The sequence below is a fragment of the Nostoc edaphicum CCNP1411 genome (assembly GCF_014023275.1).
Lineage (GTDB): Bacteria > Cyanobacteriota > Cyanobacteriia > Cyanobacteriales > Nostocaceae > Nostoc > Nostoc edaphicum_A.
In genome coordinates, this window is sequence record NZ_CP054698.1 from 2,780,372 (window position 1) to 2,804,085 (window position 23,714).

Annotated in this window: 20 protein-coding genes, 1 pseudogene and 1 riboswitch; of the genes and pseudogenes, 13 read left to right on the forward strand and 8 right to left on the reverse strand. The window is 39.8% G+C overall.

Going from position 1 to position 23,714, the window contains the following annotated elements:
* Positions 1-19 precede the first annotated feature (19 nt).
* The 4 genes from HUN01_RS14010 to HUN01_RS14025 all read left to right on the forward strand — a co-directional run bounded on the left by HUN01_RS14010 (position 20) and on the right by HUN01_RS14025 (position 4,664).
* Complete coding sequence (locus HUN01_RS14010) at positions 20-946, forward strand: DUF4349 domain-containing protein (RefSeq protein ID WP_181931786.1); 927 nt, start codon at positions 20-22, stop codon at positions 944-946.
* A 234-nt stretch (positions 947-1,180) separates the two neighbouring features.
* Complete coding sequence (locus HUN01_RS14015) at positions 1,181-2,515, forward strand: NAD(P)/FAD-dependent oxidoreductase (protein WP_181931787.1); 1,335 nt, start codon at positions 1,181-1,183, stop codon at positions 2,513-2,515.
* A 162-nt stretch (positions 2,516-2,677) separates the two neighbouring features.
* Complete coding sequence (locus HUN01_RS14020) at positions 2,678-3,913, forward strand: LL-diaminopimelate aminotransferase (RefSeq protein ID WP_181931788.1); 1,236 nt, start codon at positions 2,678-2,680, stop codon at positions 3,911-3,913.
* Positions 3,914-4,025: 112 nt separating this feature from the next.
* On the forward strand, positions 4,026-4,664 hold the full coding sequence (locus HUN01_RS14025; RefSeq protein ID WP_181931789.1) for a Uma2 family endonuclease: 639 nt from the start codon (positions 4,026-4,028) through the stop codon (positions 4,662-4,664).
* A gap of 196 nt (positions 4,665-4,860) precedes the next feature.
* On the opposite strand, the gene HUN01_RS14030 is transcribed toward HUN01_RS14025, so the two are convergent.
* The 4 genes from HUN01_RS14030 to HUN01_RS14045 all read right to left on the reverse strand — a co-directional run bounded on the left by HUN01_RS14030 (position 4,861) and on the right by HUN01_RS14045 (position 9,755).
* The gene (locus tag HUN01_RS14030; RefSeq protein ID WP_238846260.1) at positions 4,861-5,325 is read right to left on the reverse strand and encodes an RloB family protein; all 465 of its coding nucleotides are present in this window, start codon (positions 5,323-5,325) and stop codon (positions 4,861-4,863) included.
* Positions 5,318-6,586: an AAA family ATPase gene (locus tag HUN01_RS14035; RefSeq protein ID WP_181931790.1), complete on the reverse strand. Its 1,269-nt coding sequence runs from the start codon at positions 6,584-6,586 to the stop codon at positions 5,318-5,320. Before HUN01_RS14035 ends, HUN01_RS14030 begins: the two co-directional genes overlap by 8 nt.
* Before the next feature lie 158 nt (positions 6,587-6,744).
* A complete protein-coding gene (locus HUN01_RS14040) occupies positions 6,745-8,073 on the reverse strand; it encodes a voltage-gated chloride channel family protein (RefSeq protein WP_181931791.1) in 1,329 nt (442 codons plus the stop codon).
* A 47-nt stretch (positions 8,074-8,120) separates the two neighbouring features.
* On the reverse strand, positions 8,121-9,755 hold the full coding sequence (locus HUN01_RS14045) for a cation:proton antiporter (protein ID WP_181931792.1): 1,635 nt from the start codon (positions 9,753-9,755) through the stop codon (positions 8,121-8,123).
* A gap of 95 nt (positions 9,756-9,850) precedes the next feature.
* A riboswitch (Fluoride riboswitch) is annotated at positions 9,851-9,935 on the reverse strand.
* Between the two features lie 94 nt (positions 9,936-10,029).
* On the opposite strand from HUN01_RS14045, the gene HUN01_RS14050 reads away from it, so the two are divergent.
* A complete protein-coding gene (locus HUN01_RS14050) occupies positions 10,030-12,105 on the forward strand; it encodes a potassium channel family protein (protein ID WP_181931793.1) in 2,076 nt (691 codons plus the stop codon).
* A 322-nt stretch (positions 12,106-12,427) separates the two neighbouring features.
* Here HUN01_RS14050 and HUN01_RS14055 read toward each other — a convergent pair.
* A pseudogene (locus HUN01_RS14055) lies at positions 12,428-13,463 on the reverse strand (IS630 family transposase); the annotation flags it as partial.
* Positions 13,464-13,778: 315 nt separating this feature from the next.
* Here HUN01_RS14055 and HUN01_RS14060 point away from each other — a divergent pair.
* The 4 genes from HUN01_RS14060 to aspS all read left to right on the forward strand — a co-directional run bounded on the left by HUN01_RS14060 (position 13,779) and on the right by aspS (position 18,100).
* Complete coding sequence (locus tag HUN01_RS14060) at positions 13,779-14,648, forward strand: zinc metalloprotease HtpX (RefSeq protein ID WP_181931794.1); 870 nt, start codon at positions 13,779-13,781, stop codon at positions 14,646-14,648.
* Between the two features lie 102 nt (positions 14,649-14,750).
* The gene (locus tag HUN01_RS14065) at positions 14,751-15,179 is read left to right on the forward strand and encodes a hypothetical protein (protein WP_181931795.1); all 429 of its coding nucleotides are present in this window, start codon (positions 14,751-14,753) and stop codon (positions 15,177-15,179) included.
* Between the two features lie 568 nt (positions 15,180-15,747).
* The gene (locus HUN01_RS14070; protein ID WP_181931796.1) at positions 15,748-15,939 is read left to right on the forward strand and encodes a hypothetical protein; all 192 of its coding nucleotides are present in this window, start codon (positions 15,748-15,750) and stop codon (positions 15,937-15,939) included.
* 373 nt (positions 15,940-16,312) lie between these two features.
* Positions 16,313-18,100: an aspartate--tRNA ligase gene (gene aspS, locus HUN01_RS14075; protein WP_181931797.1), complete on the forward strand. Its 1,788-nt coding sequence runs from the start codon at positions 16,313-16,315 to the stop codon at positions 18,098-18,100.
* A gap of 25 nt (positions 18,101-18,125) precedes the next feature.
* Here the strand turns inward: aspS and HUN01_RS14080 are convergent, their stop codons facing one another.
* Entirely contained in the window at positions 18,126-18,470 is a 345-nt protein-coding gene (locus tag HUN01_RS14080; RefSeq protein WP_181931798.1) for a hypothetical protein, read from the reverse strand.
* 495 nt (positions 18,471-18,965) lie between these two features.
* On the opposite strand from HUN01_RS14080, the gene HUN01_RS14085 reads away from it, so the two are divergent.
* On the forward strand, positions 18,966-19,409 hold the full coding sequence (locus tag HUN01_RS14085) for a GNAT family N-acetyltransferase (protein WP_181931799.1): 444 nt from the start codon (positions 18,966-18,968) through the stop codon (positions 19,407-19,409).
* Positions 19,410-19,481: 72 nt separating this feature from the next.
* Here the strand turns inward: HUN01_RS14085 and pirA are convergent, their stop codons facing one another.
* A complete protein-coding gene (gene pirA / locus HUN01_RS14090) occupies positions 19,482-19,637 on the reverse strand; it encodes an arginine synthesis PII-interacting regulator PirA (RefSeq protein ID WP_176727237.1) in 156 nt (51 codons plus the stop codon).
* A gap of 110 nt (positions 19,638-19,747) precedes the next feature.
* Here pirA and HUN01_RS14095 point away from each other — a divergent pair, with 110 nt between their 5' ends.
* The 3 genes from HUN01_RS14095 (at position 19,748) to HUN01_RS14105 (ending at position 22,044) form a co-directional block, all read left to right on the forward strand.
* Positions 19,748-20,551 (forward strand): SAM hydrolase/SAM-dependent halogenase family protein, encoded by an 804-nt coding sequence (locus HUN01_RS14095; RefSeq protein WP_181931800.1) that lies wholly within the window; start codon positions 19,748-19,750, stop codon positions 20,549-20,551.
* Between the two features lie 147 nt (positions 20,552-20,698).
* Complete coding sequence (locus tag HUN01_RS14100; RefSeq protein WP_181931801.1) at positions 20,699-21,355, forward strand: DUF2301 domain-containing membrane protein; 657 nt, start codon at positions 20,699-20,701, stop codon at positions 21,353-21,355.
* The gene (locus HUN01_RS14105; protein ID WP_181931802.1) at positions 21,355-22,044 is read left to right on the forward strand and encodes a YdcF family protein; all 690 of its coding nucleotides are present in this window, start codon (positions 21,355-21,357) and stop codon (positions 22,042-22,044) included. The genes HUN01_RS14100 and HUN01_RS14105 overlap by 1 nt, the downstream gene beginning before the upstream one ends.
* Before the next feature lie 257 nt (positions 22,045-22,301).
* On the opposite strand, the gene HUN01_RS14110 is transcribed toward HUN01_RS14105, so the two are convergent.
* Positions 22,302-23,438 (reverse strand): SGNH/GDSL hydrolase family protein, encoded by a 1,137-nt coding sequence (locus HUN01_RS14110; protein ID WP_181931803.1) that lies wholly within the window; start codon positions 23,436-23,438, stop codon positions 22,302-22,304.
* Positions 23,439-23,714: the final 276 nt, after the last annotated feature.

Genomic DNA, 23,714 nt, shown 5'->3' on the forward strand with positions numbered 1-23,714 from the left:
ATCTATCTGGGGGTAGATTATGTATACTTCGACTAAATTCCCGCGTACATCTGCTTTGTTTATAAGTGCGTTACTTGGAGGGGTGATTTTTACCAGTTGCGCTTCTTCTGAACGCTCAACAAATTCGGCTTTACCTCAAATGGCCGCCGATGGGATGGCAAATCGAGCATCTGCACCTGCTGGTGAAAGCAGTATTTCTCAAAAGGCAGAAGCTTCATCAATAGTTCGTTCTCGTCCTCAACTCATCAAAAAGGCAGCAATTTCTTTGACTGTCAACTCTGTAGATAAGACTGTTGATGCTGTTTCGCAAATTATCAATCAACAGCAAGGGGATTTAATCGGGTTGAAACAACAACAACCTAGAAACGACAACCCGCGTTACACAGCAACAATCCAATTGCGGATACCAGAGAATCGGCTAGAACCGACCCTGGAACAATTAGCCAAATTAGGCACTGTTGATAGTCGTAATATCACTGCCGAAGATGTAGGCGATCGCTTGGTAGATTTCCAAGCCAGACTAACGAATCTACAGAAGACTGAAGCCAATTTACAAAAAATTATGGATCGGGCGGGTTCTGTTAGAGATGTGCTTAGTGTTGCTCAAGAACTGAGTAATGTCCGACAAACAATAGAACAAATTAATGCCCAACTCAAAAGCCTACAAAATCAAGTTGCTTATTCCACTATTACGCTGAACCTAGAAGCCGCAGTTTCTAGCACCAGTTCACAACCTGCCTTGGGTTTGCAAGTTCAGGAGACTTGGAACAAATCTACCCACTCCCTTAGTTCATTTTCGGTTGGCTTACTCAAGCTGGGTATTTGGTTAATTGTTTACAGCCCCTATTTGTTAATTTTTGCTGCCCTTGTTTATGGTTTTACTCGTTGGCGGCGAACTCATTCACCACGTTTGACACAAATACCAGAATCAACTAGTTCTGAGTAAACTTGCATAAATCCTACATTTATGGTTGATAAATTTACATAAGCAAAAAGTAATTCAAATATTGCCAAATCTTATTAACTGAGCATCCATCTAGAAAAGTTCTGTTAATCCTGTAGTTTTGATTACTTAAATCATTCTTCAAATGTAAAAATAAACACAAAATATATGATGACAAGTTTGATACAAATTTGTTAAGAATAGTTACAATAGTCGGCATCCCGGATAATATTTCTTATGGTAAATTCACTTGACAATAATCCACCACATCAAGTAGTTATTGTTGGCGGTGGTTTTGGTGGACTGTATGCGGCAAAAACACTCGCCAAGGCGGCAGTAAACGTTACTCTGATTGATAAACGTAACTTTCATCTATTTCAACCCCTTTTATATCAAGTCGCCACAGGTGCGCTATCTCCGGCTGATATTTCCTCACCGTTGCGTTCTGTACTCAGCAAGAGCAAGAATACGAAAGTGCTGCTGGGAGAGGTGAATAATATTGATCCAGAAGCGCAAAAAGTGATTGTGGGCGATGAAGCAATAGCTTACGATACGTTAATTGTTGCCACAGGTGCGAAGCATTCCTACTTTGGCAAAGATAACTGGGAAGAATTTGCCCCAGGCTTGAAAACAGTAGAAGATGCCATAGAAATGCGTAGCCGGATTTTTTCGGCTTTTGAAGCCGCAGAAAAAGAAACCGATCCAGAAAAACGCCGTGCTTGGTTAACTTTTGTAATTGTGGGTGGTGGGCCAACAGGTGTAGAGTTGGCAGGTGCGATCGCAGAATTGGCAAATCAAACCCTCAAAGAAGACTTCCGCAACATCGACACCTCAGAAGCCAAGATTTTGCTATTAGAAGGTTTGGATCGGATTTTGCCACCCTTTGCACCAGAGTTATCACAAGAAGCGGAAGCATCCCTGACGCGGTTGGGGGTAATTGTCCAGACAAAAACATTGGTAACGAATATTGAAAATGATGTAGTTACCCTCAAACAAGGCGATGAAGTTAAAGAGATTGCCTCAAAAACGGTATTATGGGCAGCAGGTGTGAAAGCTTCCGCAATGGGTAAAGTGCTAGCAGAACACACAGGTGCAGAGTGCGATCGCGCTGGACGGATTATTGTCGAACCCGACTTGAGTATTAAAGGACATCCTAATATTTTTGTAGTTGGCGACTTAGCAAATTTTTCTCATCAAAATGGTAAACCCCTACCTGGTGTTGCACCTGTAGCCAAGCAAGAAGGTGAATATGTAGCAACATTGGTTCAACAGCGGCTTGCAGGTAAAAATTTGCCACCCTTTGCTTACACTGATCACGGTAGTTTAGCAATGATTGGACACAATTCTGCTGTGGTAGATTTGGGCTTTATGAAGCTAAAAGGTTTCTTTGCATGGCTATTTTGGCTGGTGATTCACATCTACTTCTTAATTGAATTTGACAACAAATTAGTAGTAATGATCCAGTGGGCATGGAATTATTTCACCCGTAATCGCGGAGCAAGATTAATTACAGGAAAAGAATCAATTACGGAGTTTGTAATTTCCGATAATAAACAGCCTGTAAATGTCTAATTGGGAAGAGGTGACAGGTGACAGGTGACAGGTGATAGGTGATAGGTGATAGGGAATAATCTGTACCCTGTAACCTTTACCCTATTCCCTTCCCCACTCCCCACTCCCCGCCCTCATAAATTAGCAGTAAGCTATTTGAGGGCGTTTTTTCATATCTACATAATGGCAACTATTAACGACAACTACCTGAAACTGAAAGCGGGTTATCTGTTTCCAGAAATTGCTCGGCGGGTGAATGCCTTTGCAGAAGCCAATCCTGATGCTAAAATTATCAGGCTGGGCATTGGTGATGTTACCGAACCTCTGCCGGAGGCTTGCCGCACAGCGATGATTAAAGCTGTGGAAGAAATGGGCGATCGCAATACATTCAAAGGCTACGGCCCAGAGCAAGGCTACGCTTGGTTACGGGAAAAAATTGCTACTCAAGATTTCCAAGCACGGGGAGCCAATATTGATGCTTCCGAAATCTTTATCTCCGACGGTTCCAAATGCGACACGGGCAATATTCTAGAAATCTTTGGTCATGACAATCTAATTGCCGTAACTGACCCAGTTTACCCCGTGTATGTAGACACTAACGTTATGGTGGGTAATACGGGAGATGCCAACGATAAAGGCGAGTTTGAAGGTTTAGTTTATCTACCAATTACGGCTGATAACAACTTCACCGCAGAGATTCCCTCAAAGAAAGTCGATTTAATTTATCTCTGCTTTCCCAATAACCCCACTGGCGCAACTGCTACCAAAGAATATCTCAAAGCATGGGTGGACTATGCCAAAGCTAATGGCTCGATTATTTTCTTTGATGCAGCCTACGAAGCTTATATTACCGATCCATCGATTCCGCACTCAATTTATGAAATTGAAGGTGCAAGAGATGTTGCGATCGAATTTCGGTCTTTTTCCAAGAATGCAGGTTTTACAGGAACCCGTTGCGCCTTAACCGTTGTACCGAAGACACTCACAGGAAAAGCTGCCGATGGTTCCGATGTGGAACTGTGGAAACTCTGGAATCGCCGCCAGTCTACCAAATTCAATGGTGTTTCTTACATCGTTCAACGGGGAGCCGAAGCGGTTTACTCTGAAGAAGGACAGGCACAAATCAAAGCATTGGTTAGTTTCTATCTAGAAAACGCCAAAATTATCCGCGAAAAACTCACAGCCGCCGCATTATCAGTTTATGGTGGCGTGAATGCACCTTACGTTTGGGTAAAAACTCCTAATGGTTTATCCAGTTGGGAATTCTTTGATAAGTTGCTGCAAACCGTCAACGTTGTGGGGACACCTGGTTCTGGCTTTGGTGCTGCGGGTGAAGGTTACTTCCGAATTTCGGCATTTAACAGCCGAGAGAATGTGGAAGAGGCGATGAAGCGGATTGCTGAGAAGTTTAAGGTGTAGAGCGATCGCTTTTGTTAAACTCAATCTATTAGTCTAAAGGTTACGGTGGGCTATATTATCCACCGCAACCTCATAGATAATTATTGAGATTCAGCTTACTTGTATTTTGGTTATGACTGCTGCTATCCCCGTTTTTAAAGCTGTTAGCCAGATGCAATTAGCACCTGGTAGCACGGTGACAATTCCTGATGTTAGCTGGCAAGAATTTGAATCTATTTTAGAAGAATTGGGAGAAAAAAGAAATACACGAATTGCCTACAGCCAGGGTACTTTAGAAATTATGGCTCCTTTACCAGAACATGAAATTCCCAAAGATTTAATTTCTGATATTGTCAAAATATTGCTGAAAGCTAAAGATATCAGATACCAACCTTTTGGTTCCACCACTTTTAAACGGCAAGGTGTAGCGGGAGTTGAACCTGATGCTTGCTTTTATATTCAAAATTATCAACAAATGATTGGTCATCGTCGCTTACAACCTGATGATCCGCCCCCAGATTTAGCGATTGAGACTGATGTCACATCGAAAACTACTCTTGATGCTTATGAAGCCATTGAAGTCCCAGAATTATGGGTTTACGATAGCGGAAATCTTTCTATTTATTTGCTGAAAGAGGGGAAATATATAAAATCTAACACCAGTCCTAATTTTGCAGATATAGCGATTACTCAAATTATTCCTGCTGCTGTGGAACGTAGTTGGCAAGTGGGAAGTTTTCAAGCTTTGAAAGAATTGGAAGCAATGATTTAGTAAATGATAAAGTAGCCACTGGATGATGTAAATAATAATTGACGTAATCTAAAAGATAAAGATTATCGAATAAATTTGTTTAGTTCTTCAACTAAAAGATGTACTGTTGTTGAAGGATTATCACTTACTGGATTAGAAGGGTTATATTGCTTGAGAAAACTTTTAGCGTGTTTGATGGCAGTAGATTGCCTATTTTCTATTTCCTCATAGATTGTTGCACTATTTTTTTATATTTGTGTCCAAGCAATTTCTCTTTCTCTAACTTATCGATGTAATCTTTGCGAGGAAGTCCAGTATTTAAAAATTCAAAATGCAATACATACCATAATTCAAAAGCTTCATTAGAATAAGCAACTTTAAATCCTTCTCTTTCAGCGTTTGCAATGGCGTTGTTAAAATCTTGCTTAGGCCAATCATCCCTATCAAATACACACCAAATTTGATCGTAATCTCCTTGAGCTTTTAATTCTTTAGCTTCTTGTACTAGTTTACTTGGATTGTATCCAAACCCTCTAACATCAATTTTCTTCACAGTCGTGGAAACGCGAAAACTCATGAAGTAATTTGGCTCGGTTTTTTCCCCTTCACAAATAATTAAAAATATTTGCCTAAGCTCTCTTGTTTCAACTTTTCTATCAGCATAGCCACGCTTTCTAGGCATTAGGATCACCAAGAAGTTGACTTAAGTCACCAATAAATGGAATAGCACCATATCTACCCTTGATATAATCACTTTCAAAAGAAGCATCATGTGGTATTTTATATTCAACTAATGAATATAAATCTGTAGCACCATATTTGTTTTTCTCAGTAAACCAAATCTGATCTCTACGAAAAAGTTTATTACTAAGCAAATTAGTGTCATGAGTCATAAATATTAGTTGTGCATTATTAGAGTTTGTTTTTTTGGAGTTAAATAATTCAACAATTGCTTTGCCAATTAGTGGGTGAAGTCTCGCATCAAATTCATCAAATATCAAAACTTTGCCATATTTAAGAGTATCTACTAAAAGTCCAGCAATAGAAATTATTTTTTTAGTTCCTTCCGATTCTTGATTATCTAAATCAAAGAATTTAATAGAAATATTACCTTTATTACCAAACTTTTCATGACCAGTTCTAATTGAATTGTCTGTTTTAAAATGATAAGAGCTTTGTTCTATAGGAATAATCTCTGCTTCCTTTATTCTTATTTGTTTAATACCTAAATCTAATTTTTTAATTAATTGAATAACTTCTGATTTATTGTCATTATTTTTTAGTAAAAAGCTTACTGTATAACTCAAATGCTCTTGATCATCTAAACCTGAAACTATATTTACTTTTTTTGTGAGCAAATCTAGTATTCTCTCAGCTATTTCAACGTTAAATTGAGCAGCTACTGATAGGAAAAGTGCATTGCTCCTAGTTTTTGGGTAAATACCATCAGCTTTGAACCTTTTAGATAGATATTTTAGCTTATGTGAATTTCCATCAGTAATTCGCTCAAAAAGACGAGTTAAATTTGTTTTAGGAACATCAGATAACCACTCAGAAACAACCCTTTTTTGATTAACTTCAAATCCATATCGATACTTTGTAGCATCTAATAGAAATACAATTTCAAAAAAAGATGGTTGTGCTTCAGTTTCTGTACTTAGCTCAAATGGCTCAACTCCTATTTTTTCTGTACTTTGAGTTTCTTTAGAGGAATTAATCATAAACCACTTCATGAAGCTCAAAGCTTTCGCAAGATTACTTTTGCCACTCGCATTAGCACCATAAATTGCAGCACTTTTGAGTAATTTTAGATCATCATCTATCGCAAAAACGTTGTTTTCATCAAGTTCATTTTCTTTGGCAACAATATTGGCAGCAACCATACTAAAGGTTACTTTATCCTTAAAGGAGCGGTAATTGCCAATACTAAACTCTATGAGCATAGTAACTTTTTATCCTAAACAGCATATTTGTGAAACGATCGCAAATATATAAGTTAAGCATAGCGGTTATCGCACATAAAATATGACTACTCTGACTATGCGATGCCTACAACGGTAAACTATACACTTTCCCAATTATCCATTCATGCATCAATAAATTATTCCTGAGCATTACTTCCTCCTTCTTCACTATCATCAGGTAAATCAATTTTCGGTTGCCCATAATTAGCCAAAGTCACCCCTTCTTCTAAATATACAGTAGAGTATTTACTCAACCCAATACGTTGCGCAGAATAAATTCCAGAATGACCGGAAAATAAATAGCTCACTACACAGCTAATAGCAATAAATACCCCTGATTCCAAACCAAATAATTCAATTCCCATTAAAGTCGATGCTATAGGTGTATTTGCTGCACCCGCAAACACACCCACAAATCCCATTCCTGCTAACAGTGGTGCAGGTAATGCTAAAAGCAACGATAAAGCATTACCTAAAGTTGCACCAATAAAAAACAAAGGTGTCACTTCTCCACCCTTAAAACCTGCACCTAAAGTTAAAGCAGTCAGACCTAATTTTGCTGCAAAATCCCAAGGAGGTAGCTGAGTATAGAAGGAATCAACGATTGTTGGGATACCAAGCCCCATATACTTGGTTGTTCCACTCAATCCAACAATTGCTGCTATTATTGCACCACCTATCAAAGGACGCATTGGAGGATAGGATATTTTGGTTTTAAAAAAATGACTGATTTTGTGAGTTACTTTAGCAAAAAATCTTGCGACTATTCCAAATATTATACCTGCAATAATTGCAGAAATTAGTCCCCAAATTGTGAGCGTCGGTATTAACGGAGCGTGTCGGTATGCGGTATGATGTAAACCCAATAGTAAGGTGACTTGATTCCCTACGATCGCAGCAATTAAAGAAGGAAAAAGAGCGTCGTAATGAATCTTCCCAATTGCTAAAACTTCTAGACCAAATACGGTTCCAGCTAAGGGAGTACCGAAAACTGAAGCGAATCCCCCACTTATACCCGCCGTTAACAAAATTCGCCGATTAGCCCCTTTAAAATGTAGTATTTTAGTCACCTGATCTGCCAAAGAAGCACCCATTTGTAATGCTGTCCCTTCACGACCGGCTGAACCACCAAAAAAATGGGTAAGGTCTGTTCCTAGTAACACAAGAGGAGCCATACGGAAGGGAATAATCTTTTTGGGGTTATGGATTTCTTCAAGTAAAAGGTTATTTCCGGCTTCTACAGTTTGACCAAATCGATGATAAATCCAACCACTCAAGAAGCCGCCAAGAGGAAGGAAGGCGATAATCCACCGATGTGATTCCCGCCAATTAGTTGCCCATTCTAATGATGCTAAAAGAACCGCAGAAGCCATTCCAGCAAGAATGCCAGCTACAACGGAAATAGGCAGCCATTTGATTAGGTGGGGTAAGGCAATAAAAGGTTCAGATTGACGTAGTTTTTTCATATTAATTCGTAATGGGCTTCGCCCCGCTACGCTAACGTAATTCGTAATTAAATTGAGTTTATTTCACGGTTTTCTAGCAAGATTACAGGTATTGGGCTGGCTTCTAAGACTGCTTGTGATACTGAACCAATTAACACTTGCTCCCAAGGTTGATGTCCGCGTTTTCCCATAACGATCGCAGTGACAGAATACTCTTTAGCAATGCGAATAATCTCTTCTGGTATCGTGCCTGTAACAGTCAAAAACTCGTACCTGATATCAGATAACAACTGTTTGCTTTGTTCTTCTATTTTTTGGATGTCTTGCTGGTTTGAGGTGTTAACTACATGCAAGACGATCGCTTCCCCGTTGCTACGACGTGCTAAATCTGCGACTTTGGTTAAAACTTCTGTGGCTAAACTCGATGTATCCACGGCTGCCAGCAATACTGTACGAGTAGCAACTGTTACCTTGGTCGGGTCAACTTCGCCTTTGGTGAGCAATTTCGGGGCAAAAGTCATAGTTGCCCAAGCGCCTAATGGTGCTGTGATTAAAATTGATAGAGCTGCGATCGCTAAAATTATCTCACCTCCAGCAATTCCTTGGGAAAGGGGTATTGCCCCAATGGCGGCTTGGACTGTGGCTTTGGCTGAGTTTCCTGGTAGCAGAAATAATTTTTCTCGCCAATTCCAATTACTACCCAAGGTTGAAAGATACCAGCCCAACATCCTACCAATGAGTAAACCGATTGCCAGAATTACAATACCGGGTAACAGAATTTTCTCTAATACTTGCAGTTGAATAGTTGCCCCTAACAAGACAAACAAAAAAATCTCAGCTACTATCCATAAACTGTCAAATCCACCGCGTAATCTTCGGGCTAAGGGAGGATCTAATTCAATTAAGAAAAAACCCATAGCCATTGCTGCTAAATAACCAGAAAAATAAGGCAAAGCATGAGCGACAATTACCAGGAATAAAGCTAAACTGGCAGCAATCACAGTATCTTGAACAATATTCTGAGTCCAGTTTTGTTTAGTTAATAGTAAAACTAATAAACGGGCTGCTAAATAGCCAAACAAGACTCCCAGCAATATTTGCATGATAATTTGGAACGGCAGCAATTGCAGAGCAGTCAAAGTGAATCCCCCAGGTAGGGTAATCTGCTCAACACCTCCGTCACCTAAGAAACTTAGCAGTAGGCTGAAAACTAGCAATAGCAGTACATCTGATAAAGCACTACCAGTTAAAATTGCATCGGGAATTCCTTTTGTGACACCCCAACCTAAACTTTTCAACCTCAGCATTCCTGGGACAATTACAGCTGGAGATTCAGCGCCAATTACACAGCCCAAGAGTAATCCAGTGGGAAAGTCAAATTTAAAAATTATCATAGCGGTAATTGCGATCGCGATCGCTTCTGTTGCTGCTGGCAAAAATCCTAAGCGCAGCGCCACTGTTCCCTGTTGAGCTAGCTTTTCTCTATCTAAACCCAATCCGGCTTTCATTAAAATAATCATTACTGCCAAAGTTCTTAACTCATCAGCAGCACCCAGCACATCTTCACTGATGACATTCCGAACTTGGGGCCCAAGGATAATCCCCACTAAAATCATGCCAATTAAAGGCGGAGCGCCTAAACGACGGGCAAGTTGACCGACAAAAAAGCCCATCATTAAAATCCACAATACACTGGCTAGCATTCCATGACTCCTTGAGGCGCGATTTGTAGATTTACACTTTCTACAGGGGAGTCAGGTAATGCATTTAGCCAAGCCCTACTCTCCCGCAGTTAGCGAAGAAAGTAGGAGCCATCAGCCTTCCATATCAGAATTTATCCGTTTGGAAAGGCGGTTTTGGCGAGCTCCATCACCATTAATAGTTTTTCATTAAATTGATAATACCATTTTTGCTGTGAGTCAATATCTTTGGTATTCTACGATATAGATAAATAATGTATATCATTGGCGGTATTATATGCTGCCATCATCAGAAAGTAATTATCAACCTGTTAAAGATTCTCAGACAAAACTAGATCAGTTTTTAGTTTGTGGGCTAGGAAGTTTGGGTCAGCATTGCGTTGCAGTCCTAAAAGAGTATGGTGCTGTTGTTAATGCTATTGACCAAGAACAACCCCAACATTTGGAAATACCAAATTTATTAAGTTTATTAGAAAACTTATTCATCGGAGATTGTCGTCAGAGCAGTGTTTTAGAACAGGCAAACATTTCTCGGTGTCGAACTGTACTTTTAGTCACTAGCAATGAACGAGTAAATATAGAAGCTGCCTTTGCCGCAAGGCTTTTAAATCCTCAAGTTCGCCTGGTTGTACGTTCTGACAAACAAAATCTCAATGAACTGTTAAGTCAGACTCTTGGTAATTTTATTGCCTTTGAGCCAAATCAAATTTCCGCTTCTGGCTTTGCTCTTGCAGCCCTTGGAGATGACAATCTTGGATATTTCCAACTGGAAGAACGCCAATTTCGGGTAGTAAAGCGTCAGATAAAAATAAGTGATAACTGGGCCAATAAATGGCATATACATGAACTAAATACTTTATATCGTCGGGTATTAAATTACGCTAATGATTCATCTCCTTTGCCTAAAGAGTTTCATCAGTGGGAACCAGAAGCGACATTAAACCCAGGCGATACGATTATTTATATCGAAGTTACAGAGCAGCTTAAAAGTTTAAAACAAATTGCTACTGTGCGTAAATACAACTGGCAGCAGTTATGGCAAGAGATTGTATTAGGTAGAACCTGGAAAAATTTAAAAAATAAAATAGCATATCTTTTGCGGACATTCTCTCGTTATCAGAGTTTGCGGGTGGCAATTATCTGTGGAATTACAGTACTTTTTCTTTGGTGTTTTGGAACAATTATTTATATCTTAAATTATCCTGAAAGTAACATAATAGAAGCATTTTATGCTATTGCTGTCTTGCTTCTGGGAGGATATGGAGATGTCTTTGGCGGTGTGAATTTTAAAACGCCACCAGAACAGGCTGAAAATATGCCAGGATGGTTGCGATTGTTTAGCCTCGCACTAACTGTAACTGGTATAGGTTTTGTTGGGGTTTTATATGCGTTGCTAACTGATGCTCTGTTAAGTTCAAGGTTCCAGTTTTTTAATAATTACCAGCCATCAATCCCCCAAAAAGACCATGTTGTACTTATTGGGTTAAATAGAGTTGGTCAGCGAGTCGCGGCTTTGTTACAAGAATTCAAGCAACCTGTAGTGGGTATTAGTAGCACAGCACTTAACGCCGATTTTATCAACAAAATTCCACTGATTATTGATAATATTACCGATGCTTTAGACAAGGTAAATCTCGCTAATAGTAAAAGTGTCGTTGTAGTTACGGACGATGACATGGAAAATTTGGAAATAGCTTTGATGGCATACGCTAAAAGTCCTAAAACTCGTGTGGTCATTCGGACTTACGACCGATACTTTCGTGATAATGTCGCACGATTGTTTCCTTATGCTCAAGTTATTTGTACCTCTGCTATTTCAGCAGAAGTATTTGCTGCTGCGGCTTTTGGAGAAAATATTCTCAGCTTATTTAACTTCGATACTCAAACTATTTTGGTAGTAGAGTACATGATTGAAGCTGGAGATACACTGAATGGATTACTATTGGCTGAGGTTGCCTATGGTTATGGAGTTGTACCAATTTTATATCAAAGTCTTAGGCGATCGCCTGTTAAGTTCATGCCTGCCGATCATACACAACTTTCTATTGGCGATCGCCTGATTGTTCTGGCAAATAGTCATAGCCTCCAGCGGATTGAACGAGGTGAAATGTTTCCTCGAAATTGGCAAGTACAAATTGAGAAAGTTTTAGCTCAAGATGCTATTTTTGATGGTGCAAATGAAATCAGTATAATATCGGGATGTAACATCGGCGTAGCTAGAGAGTTAATGCATAATTTGCCTGCACCGCTACCAGTAGCATTATATAAACAACAAGCTTTATTACTAGTGCGAAGACTCAGTAAATTAAGAGTTACAGCCTACTTGAAACCATTTATTCAAGATACAAATTGAACTGGGGATTGGGGAAAAAGCAAGGTATCGCAGTCAAGCTACGCGTAGCCTTGCGTAAGGAAGGGAGTTGAAGTAGTCGAGATGCTCGGCACAAGACGTAGAGCGCAACCCAACATATAGTAGGAGGTTGGGTTATGCAAAGCCTCCACCCAACCTACATTTTTTTGTAACATTTTAGCCTAGCAGTCCATTCAAGACTACCGAGATTTTTTCAGAAATCAAATATGATTTTTATAACTTGTATAAGTAACTGGATCTAAATTAATGGCAATTAACTTATAATTTCTCCCTAGACAAACAATTTACTTCTGTAGATATAGGACTAATATTTGATTTCTGAAAAAGCTCCGTACATTTGAAGAGTCGCAAAATCAAAGGTAGTGTGCCGGATAAACCACTCAAACATCCATTTGAGATGTGAGAACGAAGGAATCAAGGCACAGAAACGCCGCACCCAGGTTTTAGCTTGTAACCAAATATCCTCAATTGGATTTTGTGACGGGCAATTAGGAGCAAAGCGGACGCAGTGAATTTTCCACTCCTCTTGAGACAAATCTTGGTTTACCTCGCCTAAAAAGTTTTGAACCAGATGTGAACGATGGTAAGAAGCACCATCCCAAAAAAGAAGTAATCTTTGATTGGGGGACTGATCTAATAAATAACGTAGATAATCAATTGTATTTTCTGAGTTACCTGCGTTATACGCTTTTAGTAGTAAGCTTCCCTCCAGATAGTCAACTGCCCCGTAGTATGTCTGTTTGTCTCGTATATTAACAACTCTCACTGCTATTTCTTGGTCAGTTTTTCCCCAGACATACCCACTTAAATCTCCCCACATTAAATGACACTCATCAAGCAGCAATACTCTCAACTTTCCTTCTTCAATTTCCTGCCGATGCCTTGCCAATAGTGTTTCAATCTCTTTTTTTTTTGCAGCAACAGCGTCCTCGTCAGCTTTTGGATTTAAAGAAGTAGTTTTCTTCCAACTAATTCCTGCCGCATCAAATAAGTCATAATAGCTCCGCTTTGACTCATAAGTTACATCATATTCAAAAAGCCAATTTATATTCGAGTTCACCAAGTTCCCAACATTCTTTTGTTTGCAACCAACTTAAAACTTCTTCTCGTTGTTGAGCAGTTAAGTAACTTTTTTTTCCCTTGTGGTTCAGGCGCAGTCCCGAAATTCCATCTTCCTCATAAGCTTGCTTCCAGCTTGTTATCGAACCCAGTGACACATCTAAAATTGTTTGAATTTCCTCATACTTGTAGCCTTGATAAACCAATTTGACTGCCAACGCTTTCCTCACCTCACGCGCATCTGGGCGATCATCTATAAATTCTTGTAGTTCTGCGATCGCGGCTTGTAGATGCTGGTTTATCATTGTTAGCTATTAGACAAATATTCTGTCCGTATTATCTCGTAGTTTTTTTCAGAAATCAAATATGATTCCTATAGATGTAATTTTGGTACTTATAAATGAGTGATTTTATTAATAGTAGATAAGTATCAAAAACAACTAAATTAGTATTTCTAAAAGTTAAGTGAGAAAACCGTACTTCTCTGATAGGTTTTCTGTACCATATATCTAAGTTTAGCTGGATACAATCGAAGTGTAGCTGAAGTAATGCTGTTTTTTCAAAAAGTTACACAGCATTAGCAGGAGAGCGAAAACATGACAAATCAATTGAAAACGGCTGCAATGCTTGCTGCGCTAAGTGGTCTTTTAATCGCAATTAGTTACTGGGTAATTGGCGGTTCTAGTGGCTTGATTATTGGGATTGGCTTGGCAGCAGTAACAAACCTGTTTTCCTGGTATCAATCAGATAAGATTGCGTTAGCAGTATATCGGGCCCAGCCTGTGAGTGAAAGGGAAGCACCAGGACTTTATCAGATGGTGCAAAAATTGAGCGATCGCGCCAATATTCCCATGCCCAGAGTTTACATCGTCCCTAGTCAAGGTGCAAACGCCTTTGCTACAGGGCGAGATCCCGAACACGCTGCTGTGGCTGTCACCGAAGGTATTTTAAATATATTGCCAGAGGACGAACTCGAAGGCGTTATCGCCCACAAACTCACCCACATTATTAATCGTGACACCCTCACACAAGCTGTTGCTGCTACTGTTGCTGGTGCTATCTCATTCCTAGCCCAAATGGTTAGTTACAGCCTATGGTTTGGCGGTGGTTCACGAAATGACAACAGAGGTGGAAATCCAATAGGAGTTTTATTAACAGTCATACTAGCACCAGTGGCGGCGACAATTATTCAGCTAGCAATTTCGCGCACACGAGAATTCTCTGCTGATGCCGGTTCTGCTAGATTAACTGGTAATCCCCGCGCCTTAGCTAGGGCATTGCAACGGTTAGAAGCCTCAGCAAAACAGATACCTTTAAATGCCAATCCAGCTTATGAGCCGTTATTAATTATCAATTCTATCTCTGGACAATTTCTGGGTAATTTATTCTCCAGTCATCCTGCTACAGAAGTGCGAGTTGCAGCATTGCTCAAATTAGAGCAACAACTGCCAACAAAAACTTATTAATTTGTCATTTGTCATTTGTGAGATTTGCAATGACTTATTACTACTATTACAGGGTGCAGTTTTCATCAACGGACACACTTTGCAATTAGGGATGTTTTAACTATGAATGCTAACAACATCGAATCCATTGAAACTACAGTAATTGAATCTACCGAATCTATCGTAATTGTAGAAATCAGTTCTGAAACCGACGAATTAGTGGAAACTGAAATGGCTGGTGAAACTGATGAGGTGAAGCGCGAAACTAAAGCGCTGATTGAGGCTCTAAAAAGACGCGCTCAAGCTGAGGCTGATTCCGCAGGTACTCTCACCCGTGAGACATATTTGAAAGTTGTGCGTCAAACACGGGCATTAATTGAAGGAAGGAAATTGATGGAACGCGATCGCTTAGAAAACTCTTGGGCGATAATTCAGGATGAAGCTGAGAGAAACTGGCACTTATTGATGAAAGATGTAGTAGACTTCAGCTTTCGCCTGCAAAAGGCGGCTATTGCTGCTTGGGATACCTTCAATCACCCTTACTCTCGTTAAAGAGGATGCGAAGGGTGCGGCGATAGGGGCGTATATCTGTCATTGGTGTCAACTTAACGCGAAACCGCACGTCCGCCAACACGTCCGCCAGGGATTGTAAATCCCTGTCTCATAGCTAAAGTCCTCTTCAGAGGACTTCATAGCGCAAAAATTTTCAGTCTACTTCAGTAGACTTGAGCAATTAGTCAGGGATTTACAATCCCTGGCTGGCGGGTGAACAACACCCAATCAGTACGCTATATTTGGCTTAAGTTGACACCAGTGATATCTGTGCGCCCCTACTGCGCTTAGAATTGCAAGCGGATCACCCGAAACCCAAAAAATTTGAAATAAAGCTTTAAGAGCATAACTCTGTGCCCTGATCTTTGAATATTCAAGCAATTATTAGTAATATTAATGTTATCAATAAAATAATTATTTTTTCCTTATCAAAATTATAACATTGGTCACCAACATTGCAATGTTTGTCCTTGACATTACAACGTTGGTCATTAACATGGCAATGTTTGTCCTTAATGTTACAACATTGTTAATTAACATTACGATGTTTCTTTTTAAGGTTACAACGTTGGTCATCAACATTACAGCGTTTCTTCTTAATGTTGTAATGTTAGTCATCAATGTTACAACATTAAGAAGAAACACTCAAGCTTTTGTAAATCATGGTGAAGTATTTGTCGCCACACTCAGCACTAACTTTACTGATGACTCTGCGGCAATTTTAAGGAGACACCACCAACAACATCACTGTCCCTTCTAACAAATCACCTCCGCTGCGATGATATAGATATCTGCGCCGCAATACATCCAGAGAGGTTTTTTTCAGCTTCAGTAATTTTAGGCAATCCCTCAGACCACTCTGGGAAAAACTGCTCTTTTTCAATTCGGACTAAACAGAATCGAGTATGGACATTCATTAAGCTGGTAATTGCTGCTATCTGTGTGATAGTTTTTCACCTCCCTGTGTATGCAAAAGCCAGCTTTCCGGTGTTATGGCTTCCTTTATATATATAGTGTGAAATTATTTGATTTTTTATTTCACCAGAACTACTACAATTACTATTGATGCTAGATAATGGGAAGGCTTTGACATTTTCTTCTCAATCTAGCCCAGGAAACAATAATTAACACTTATGCGAACTCATTATTGCGGCGAACTCCGAAAAGAACATATTGGAGAAACAGTTACCTTTTACGGATGGGTAGACCGTCGCCGCGATCACGGTGGTGTGATATTTTTAGATTTACGCGATCGCTCTGGAATCGTCCAAATCGTCAGTGATCCGCAACGCACCCCAGATTCTTACGAACATGCAAACGCCCTGCGAAATGAATATGTTGTTGAAATCACTGGTAGGGTAACACAACGTCCTGAAGAATCGCTGAATACCCGCATCCCAACAGGCGAGGTGGAAATCTACGCCGATAAAATTAAACTTCTCAATGCTGTTCGCAAACAGTTACCTTTCCAAGTTTCCGTAGCTGACACTGAGACAGTGCGCGAAGACTTGCGGCTGAAATATCGTTATTTAGATTTGCGACGCGAACGCATGGCGCAAAATTTGCAACTGCGTCATCAAATTGTCAAAGCCATGCGTCGTTATCTAGAAGATTTAGAAGGTTTTATCGAAGTCGAAACTCCAATACTTACCCGTTCTACCCCAGAAGGAGCGCGGGATTACGTTCTACCCAGTCGCGTCAATCCTGGCGAGTGGTATGCTTTACCGCAATCACCCCAGCTATTTAAACAATTGCTGATGGTATCCGGTTTAGACAGATATTATCAAATTGCCCGTTGTTTTCGTGACGAAGATTTACGCGCTGACAGACAACCGGAATTCACCCAGTTGGACATGGAAATGAGCTTCATGTCCCAAGAAGAAATTATTGAACTAAATGAGAACTTAGTTTGCCATATCTTCAAAACAGTTAAAGGCATTGAGTTACAGCGTCCTTTCCCTCGTCTCACTTATGCTGAGGGAATGGAACGCTATGGGAGTGATAAACCAGATACCCGCTATGGTTTGGAATTAGCTGATGTCTCAGATATTGTGAAAGAGTCAGGTTTCAAAGTCTTTCGAGACACTGTTACCAATGGTGGTATCGTCAAAATCTTACCCATTCCCAACGGTAACGATGTAATTTCTAATGTCCGAATTAAACCAGGTGGCGATTTATTCAAAGAAGCCAGTGAAGCCGGTGCTAGAGGTTTAGCTTATATCCGTGTTAGGGATGATGGCGAAATTGACACCATTGGCGCTATTAAAGACAACCTCAGCGAAGAACAAAAACAAGAAATTTTGCGCCGTACAGGTGCAAAAGCTGGACATTTGCTGTTGTTTGGGGCTGGTGATGCTGCTACAGTTAATAAAACTTTAGATAGATTACGACAAGCGATCGCTAAAGAATTTGGTTTAATTGATCCAGAAAAAATCAACTTACTCTGGATTACAGATTTCCCAATGTTTGAGTGGAATGCTGACGAAAAGCGTCTAGAAGCATTGCACCACCCATTTACAGCACCGCATCCCGATGATTTGAGCGACTTAAAGACTGCACGCGCCCAAGCTTACGACTTAGTACTTAACGGCGTAGAAGTTGGCGGCGGAAGTCTGCGGATTTATCAGCGAGAAATTCAACAGCAAGTATTTGAAGCAATTGGATTATCTCCTGAAGAAGCACAAAGTAAATTTGGCTTTCTCTTAGAAGCATTTGAATATGGTACACCGCCGCATGGTGGCATTGCCTACGGTTTAGATCGTTTGGTAATGTTGCTAGCTGGAGAAGAATCTATTCGAGATGTCATTGCTTTTCCGAAGACACAACAAGCACGTTGTTTGTTAACAGATGCACCTTCGAGTGTAGATGCTAAACAATTGAAGGAATTGCACGTTGCTTCGACTTATAAACCAAAGTCTTAACAAAGCGCAAGGGGAGCACAGAAAGTTAAAGTAAGCCTTTATAGCTCAGTTCCTCTCTAACTATTCTGTTATGTTTATTATGCTCCCTTTGCCTTTCATCAATTGCTGAACTGTATTCTAATGGAGTCTCTAAACACTCTAAGTGTTCTTTTTCTCCATTTTCATAAATTATGATGTGACGATCATTGGTCATTCTATGCATAGCGTAAAACTCAAGGTACTCAGCATCATCTTTTATCCCAAAAATAAAATTTATCTTCCAACCAGATTGAAAAATTGAACCTTTCTGACGCTTTTGTATATTCTCTTCTGGCAAAGTAATTTTCCATTTAGAAAAATGTTTATTAAATTCATTTGTAATTACATCCATGTTTCACTCATTAGCCAAAGTCCTAGCATAAATCATAAGAGGTTGTTTGAAAAGTAGTTAGCTGTGATTTTAGTCACTTGTTGATTCCCCCTAACCCCCCTTAAAAAGCTACGGTGTATACACAAGTATGAAATAGCTGATTAACCAAGGGTTTACCCCACCCTAACCCTCCCCTTGCAAAGGGGAGGGAACTAAATTTTCTTGTTTCCCCCCTTGGCAAGGGGGGATTAAGGGGGGTAATTTGACTTGTGTATACACCGTAGCCTAAAAAAGGGGGGAACCGGAATTAAAGTCCCCCTTTTTAAGGGGGATTTAGGGGGATCTAGAACGTTTTGCTACCAGCAAGAGGACTTTTCAAACATACTCTAAGTAGGGTGGGCAATGCCCACCAATTACTTTGATTGAGAAAGCAAATATTTTTCTTGATTTCATCTCCCATTTCCCTTAAATTAGCAGTATTGGGTATAAACTGCATTGAAGTGATGAGGACACTCAATGGAAGTTTTCTTAGCTAATATTAATCATATTGAAAGTATTTCAGTACTATTTGATCGGTATCGTATTTTTTACAATCAGCCATCAAACCTTGAAGCTGCTAAAAAGTTTCTCAAAGAACGTTTCCAGAATAATGACTCGGTAATATTTGCAGCTAATGACAATGGAGAATTAGTTGGATTTACTCAGCTTTATCCCAGCTTTTCTTCAGTGTCAATGAAACGAATATGGATATTGAACGATTTGTATGTGGAAGAGTCGTATCGCCGCAAGGGAATTGCAAAGTTATTGATGAGTGTTGCGGAAAAATATGCACAAGAAAGTGGAGCCATTCGAGTAATTTTAGCTACTCAAATTTCTAACATAACTGCGCAAAAACTCTATGAAGCGCGAGATTACATTAAGAACGAAGAGTTTTACCATTACGCTTTACCATTGCAGTAGTGGCATGATTTGAAAAGAAAAAACCCGCCGTAGCGGGTTAAACAACAAAACTATGAACAATGAAAACTTGATTTAACTGGAATATCTCATTTCAGCTTCCAGTTGACGAATCAGCTGTTCGTCGCCTTTTGCTCTGGCTATTTCTAAGCGATGCTCTAGGCTTTTTTGAATATTCGCTCTGTGAGTTTCTCGTGCTTTGCTCACACTTTGTAGTCTATTTTGATTCATAGTGATTACCTGGTTTAATTTTTCACTTTATTGTCTTGTCTTCTTAACATAACATATATTTTGTAGCTGTTGCTACAGAAAATATATTTTTTATATAATTTTACCAAAATATGTCTAATAGACAGATAGATCAACAACCACCCGTGACTTTACTAAGCGATTTCGGCGATCGCGATGTTTATGTAGGCATAATGAAGGGAGTCATAGCCCAAATCAACTCCAGACTGAGGGTAGTAGACTTAACACACCAAATTCCGCCGCAAGATGTCGCAGCAGCCAGGTTTAGCCTAATGAATGCTTATCCCTATTTCCCAGTGGGGACAGTGCATGTAGCAGTAGTAGATCCGGGTGTGGGAAGCAAACGACGAGCGATCGCAGTAGAATTTGCTCAAGGGTTTCTCGTAGGCCCAGATAATGGTATATTCAGCGGCGTACTCAGTCAAAGTCCAGCGATCGCAGCCGTCGAACTCACAAATCTTAACTATTGGCGAACTCCTCAACCAAGCAAGACTTTTCACGGTAGGGATATCTTTGCATCAGTGGGAGCTAATCTTGCTAGTGGTGTGTCCCTCAAACAGCTAGGAAAAGAAATTGATCCAGCAAGTTTGGTCAAACTAGATATAGATAAGTGCAAGCAGACAACCAATGGTGTAGCGGGTTGCATTCAATATATTGACCACTTTGGCAACCTAGTCAGCAACATTCCAGAGAGTTACGTCCAAGGCAAAACTTGGTGTGTGCAAGCCGCCGGGTTGAATATACCAGGCTGTGAAACTTACAGTGATGTCAAGGTGGGAGAGATAATAGCTTTAGTTGGCAGTCACGGCTGGGTAGAAATTGCCATTAATCGCGGCAATGCTCACTCACAGTTACAGATTAATTTACAAGATGCTCTACAAGTCTTGTTTTTATAAGACTTTAATTGCAATAAAGCAACTGCTGAAAGACATAAGTTTAGAAATGGTGACATTAAGTTCGTTTCATTGCTCATAATAATAAAAGTAACCCTTGAGCAATTTCTTGTTGTACTCTACTAGAGAATCATAATTATATTCTTAACTATGACTACACAAACACTCTCAGCACCAGAAGTTTATCAAGGCCAGTTTGGAGAATTTACAATTACTCAGAGCGATCGCACTGGCGTAATTATCTACCGCGCTGGGTTAATGGTAGCAGCACTGAGCTTTGCCATCGGCAGCGCTTTGATTTTATTCAACAATAACCCGACCGTTTTCACCATACTGACACCTCTATATGCTTGTTTTAGTCTCGCCCTTGGTGTAAGTTTATTTACCATTCATATCTACATGGCATCACTGCACCGAACTTTGCAAGTTTTTTGGGCGATCGGTACTATCGCATCAGTGATATTGACAATCTCTAGTAGTGAACCTTTGGCTCTTACTGTTTATAATCAGCCGATTACCTTATTCGGAGTTGGTTTTATCTTCGTTGCTTTGACAGGTATTTATTTTAAAGAGGCTTTTTGCTTCAATCGCCTGGAAACCAAAATATTAACCCCAATAGTACCGCTACTATTATTAGGACATTTGGTGGGAATCTTACCAACTCAAGGAGAAAGTATTTTATTAGGAATTTGGGCGACATTATTTTTAGTGTTTGCTCTGCGAAAGACAGTACAAGAAATTCCTGCGGATATTGGAGATAAGTCTGTATTTACCTACTTAAAAGAACAACGTTTAGCTAAGGTTTAATGCAGGTAAAAAATCGTCGGTGTCAAAAATTTCCAAAAGTCAAACTAATCAAACGCCAAGAAATGTGGACACTTACGGCTCAAGGGTGGGCGATTGCGATCGCTTTGATTGCTTATTTAATATTTTTCACTATTACTCATGTACACTCATTTCTCGCCGTAACTTCCCCAATCAAATCGGCACAAGCATTAATTGTTGAAGGATGGCTACCAGATTACGCTATAGAAGAAGCTTTGGCTGAATTTCAAAACGGTTCTTATTATCAAATAATTACTACTGGAGGCACATTAGGAAAAGGAAGTTATCTTACCGGATACAAGAACTTTGCAGAGGTGACAGCCGCCACCTTCATAAAACTTGGTTTAGAAACAGAAAAAGTGGTAGCTGTTCCGACACCTTTCGTGGTTAAGGATCGTAGTTATGCATCGGCTGCTGAATTTTATCGCTGGCTATCCAATTCAAATTTACAGATAGAATCAATTAATCTTTTTTCTTTGGATGTTCATACCCGTAGGAGTTGGCTAATTTTCAAAAAATTACTGAATCCTGATATCAAAGTTGGTGTGATTGCTGCCAAAACGCAAGATTACGATCCAGAGAAATGGTGGGCTTCTAGCGCAGGTGTGCGGACAATTATTGATGAAGCGATCGCTTATGTTTATGCACGCTTTTTGGACTGGAAAGCCTAATAGTGATAATTCGTAATTCGTAATTTGTAATTCGTAATTCGTAATTCCCCGACTTATTTGAGAAGTTGGGGGTCTTTGATTCCAGTTCCCTCCCCTTTGCAAGGGGAGGGTTAGGGTAGGGTAAAAACCAGATTCGTAAACTACTTCAGACTTGTGTGTACACCGTAGCCTTTTGAAGGGGGGTTAGAGGGGATCGAAAAGTGCCTAAAGTCACAGCGAAACACTTTTCAAACAAGCTTCTAGGTTGACATACTTACTTACTTACCCAGTATTTCTAATAATGCTTGTCGATAAATTTTTAGACCCTCTGCATTCAGATGGTCGCCATCACTGGTCAAATTTTCTTTAAGAACATTATTTTCATACAAGGGTGCTAGTCCTGCTGCTGCAACTGGCACTTTTTCTGTTTCAGCAACTTGATTAATCAGAACATTAATTTGTTCAACTCTAGAAAGTGGGGCTGCTACAGTTGGATCTGAGCTTGCTGCAACTGTTGAATAAAAAGCCGGAATGAGAAAAATCTCTTTATTTCCCATTGTTCGGACAAGTGCGATCGCCTCTTGGAGATTTTTGCTAAACAACTCATCACTAATTCCATACCAAGCATCATTTCCACCTATGGCAATAATAGCTTTTTCGCATTTCACCTTAGTAGGAATTAAACTTTTCAGTTGTTCCAATAAAGAGATTGTACTCAGACCATTTAACCCAAAATTAAAAGTACCACTCCCAAGGGTATTACCAAGTCCAGCCGAAATAGAATCGCCAAACAAGCAACCGGAAAATTGTTTATCTTGGGCTGCGAGTGTCTGATATTGCAGTGCAATTTTTCCTAAAGGTGAAGTACTTACATTGTCCTTTGGTGGTGCATCAGCAGAACTAGAAGAAGAGTTTGCCATGCCAACTAACCGGGAAATTTTTGACACGTCAACAACTAATTGATTACTGGGATAAGCTTCTAGAAAGCTGGTTATGCCTAGACCTTCTGGTGATTTTGATCCTAAAATCAGCGCAGATCGTAGTGCTTGTGTACTGGCTTGATCGCGACGAGCGATCGCACTAGAAGCAAAAGATAAAATTTGCTTGCCCATTCCTGTGTTGAGCAGCTTATCTAAAGCCACAATATCAAGAGACATTTTCACCTGAAGGGCATCTTGAAACTTCTGTTTCTCCTTAGCGCTTAGGTAATCTAGGAAAGATTGCAAATCGCTAGAAGCCTTTTGTGTCTTGTCATAGTTGCGTATATCTGCCACCGGGATCGATTGCTCAAACAATCCGTACCTGACAGTCACTTTTTCGGCTGCCAAACTAGGCAACAAACCAAGTCCACTATGCAGCAGTAAAAATATTAGGCATCCACATAGGCTTATTAGAAGACGATAGAAATATTTCATCACAAAATATAAAAATAGATAGTCAATAGTTAATAGTCAAGAGTCAAGGGTCAAAAGTCAAGTCGCTTCGCTCCAATTAAAAATTAAAAATTATTAATTAAAAATTGCAAGACGCTCTCTACGAGACGCTGCGCGTAGCTTGCTTCTCTGTAAGAGTACGCGGACTCGCTAACGCTGCGCTATCAGTGGGGGCTTGTACCCCAAATTAATTAATTAAAAATTAAGAATAATAATTTTTAATTAAAAAAAGGTCAAGGGTATAGCCATTTTCAATCC

Coding starts and splice junctions, on each gene's coding strand:
- HUN01_RS14010 (WP_181931786.1), top strand. CDS start 20: ATGTATACTTCGACTAAATTCCCGCGTACATCTGCTTTGTTTATAAGT.
- HUN01_RS14015 (WP_181931787.1), top strand. CDS start 1,181: ATGGTAAATTCACTTGACAATAATCCACCACATCAAGTAGTTATTGTT.
- HUN01_RS14020 (WP_181931788.1), top strand. CDS start 2,678: ATGGCAACTATTAACGACAACTACCTGAAACTGAAAGCGGGTTATCTG.
- HUN01_RS14025 (WP_181931789.1), top strand. CDS start 4,026: ATGACTGCTGCTATCCCCGTTTTTAAAGCTGTTAGCCAGATGCAATTA.
- HUN01_RS14030 (WP_238846260.1), bottom strand. CDS start 5,325: ATGCCTAGAAAGCGTGGCTATGCTGATAGAAAAGTTGAAACAAGAGAG.
- HUN01_RS14035 (WP_181931790.1), bottom strand. CDS start 6,586: ATGCTCATAGAGTTTAGTATTGGCAATTACCGCTCCTTTAAGGATAAA.
- HUN01_RS14040 (WP_181931791.1), bottom strand. CDS start 8,073: ATGAAAAAACTACGTCAATCTGAACCTTTTATTGCCTTACCCCACCTA.
- HUN01_RS14045 (WP_181931792.1), bottom strand. CDS start 9,755: ATGCTAGCCAGTGTATTGTGGATTTTAATGATGGGCTTTTTTGTCGGT.
- HUN01_RS14050 (WP_181931793.1), top strand. CDS start 10,030: ATGCTGCCATCATCAGAAAGTAATTATCAACCTGTTAAAGATTCTCAG.
- HUN01_RS14060 (WP_181931794.1), top strand. CDS start 13,779: ATGACAAATCAATTGAAAACGGCTGCAATGCTTGCTGCGCTAAGTGGT.
- HUN01_RS14065 (WP_181931795.1), top strand. CDS start 14,751: ATGAATGCTAACAACATCGAATCCATTGAAACTACAGTAATTGAATCT.
- aspS (WP_181931797.1), top strand. CDS start 16,313: ATGCGAACTCATTATTGCGGCGAACTCCGAAAAGAACATATTGGAGAA.
- HUN01_RS14080 (WP_181931798.1), bottom strand. CDS start 18,470: ATGGATGTAATTACAAATGAATTTAATAAACATTTTTCTAAATGGAAA.
- HUN01_RS14085 (WP_181931799.1), top strand. CDS start 18,966: ATGGAAGTTTTCTTAGCTAATATTAATCATATTGAAAGTATTTCAGTA.
- pirA (WP_176727237.1), bottom strand. CDS start 19,637: ATGAATCAAAATAGACTACAAAGTGTGAGCAAAGCACGAGAAACTCAC.
- HUN01_RS14095 (WP_181931800.1), top strand. CDS start 19,748: ATGTCTAATAGACAGATAGATCAACAACCACCCGTGACTTTACTAAGC.
- HUN01_RS14100 (WP_181931801.1), top strand. CDS start 20,699: ATGACTACACAAACACTCTCAGCACCAGAAGTTTATCAAGGCCAGTTT.
- HUN01_RS14105 (WP_181931802.1), top strand. CDS start 21,355: ATGCAGGTAAAAAATCGTCGGTGTCAAAAATTTCCAAAAGTCAAACTA.
- HUN01_RS14110 (WP_181931803.1), bottom strand. CDS start 23,438: ATGAAATATTTCTATCGTCTTCTAATAAGCCTATGTGGATGCCTAATA.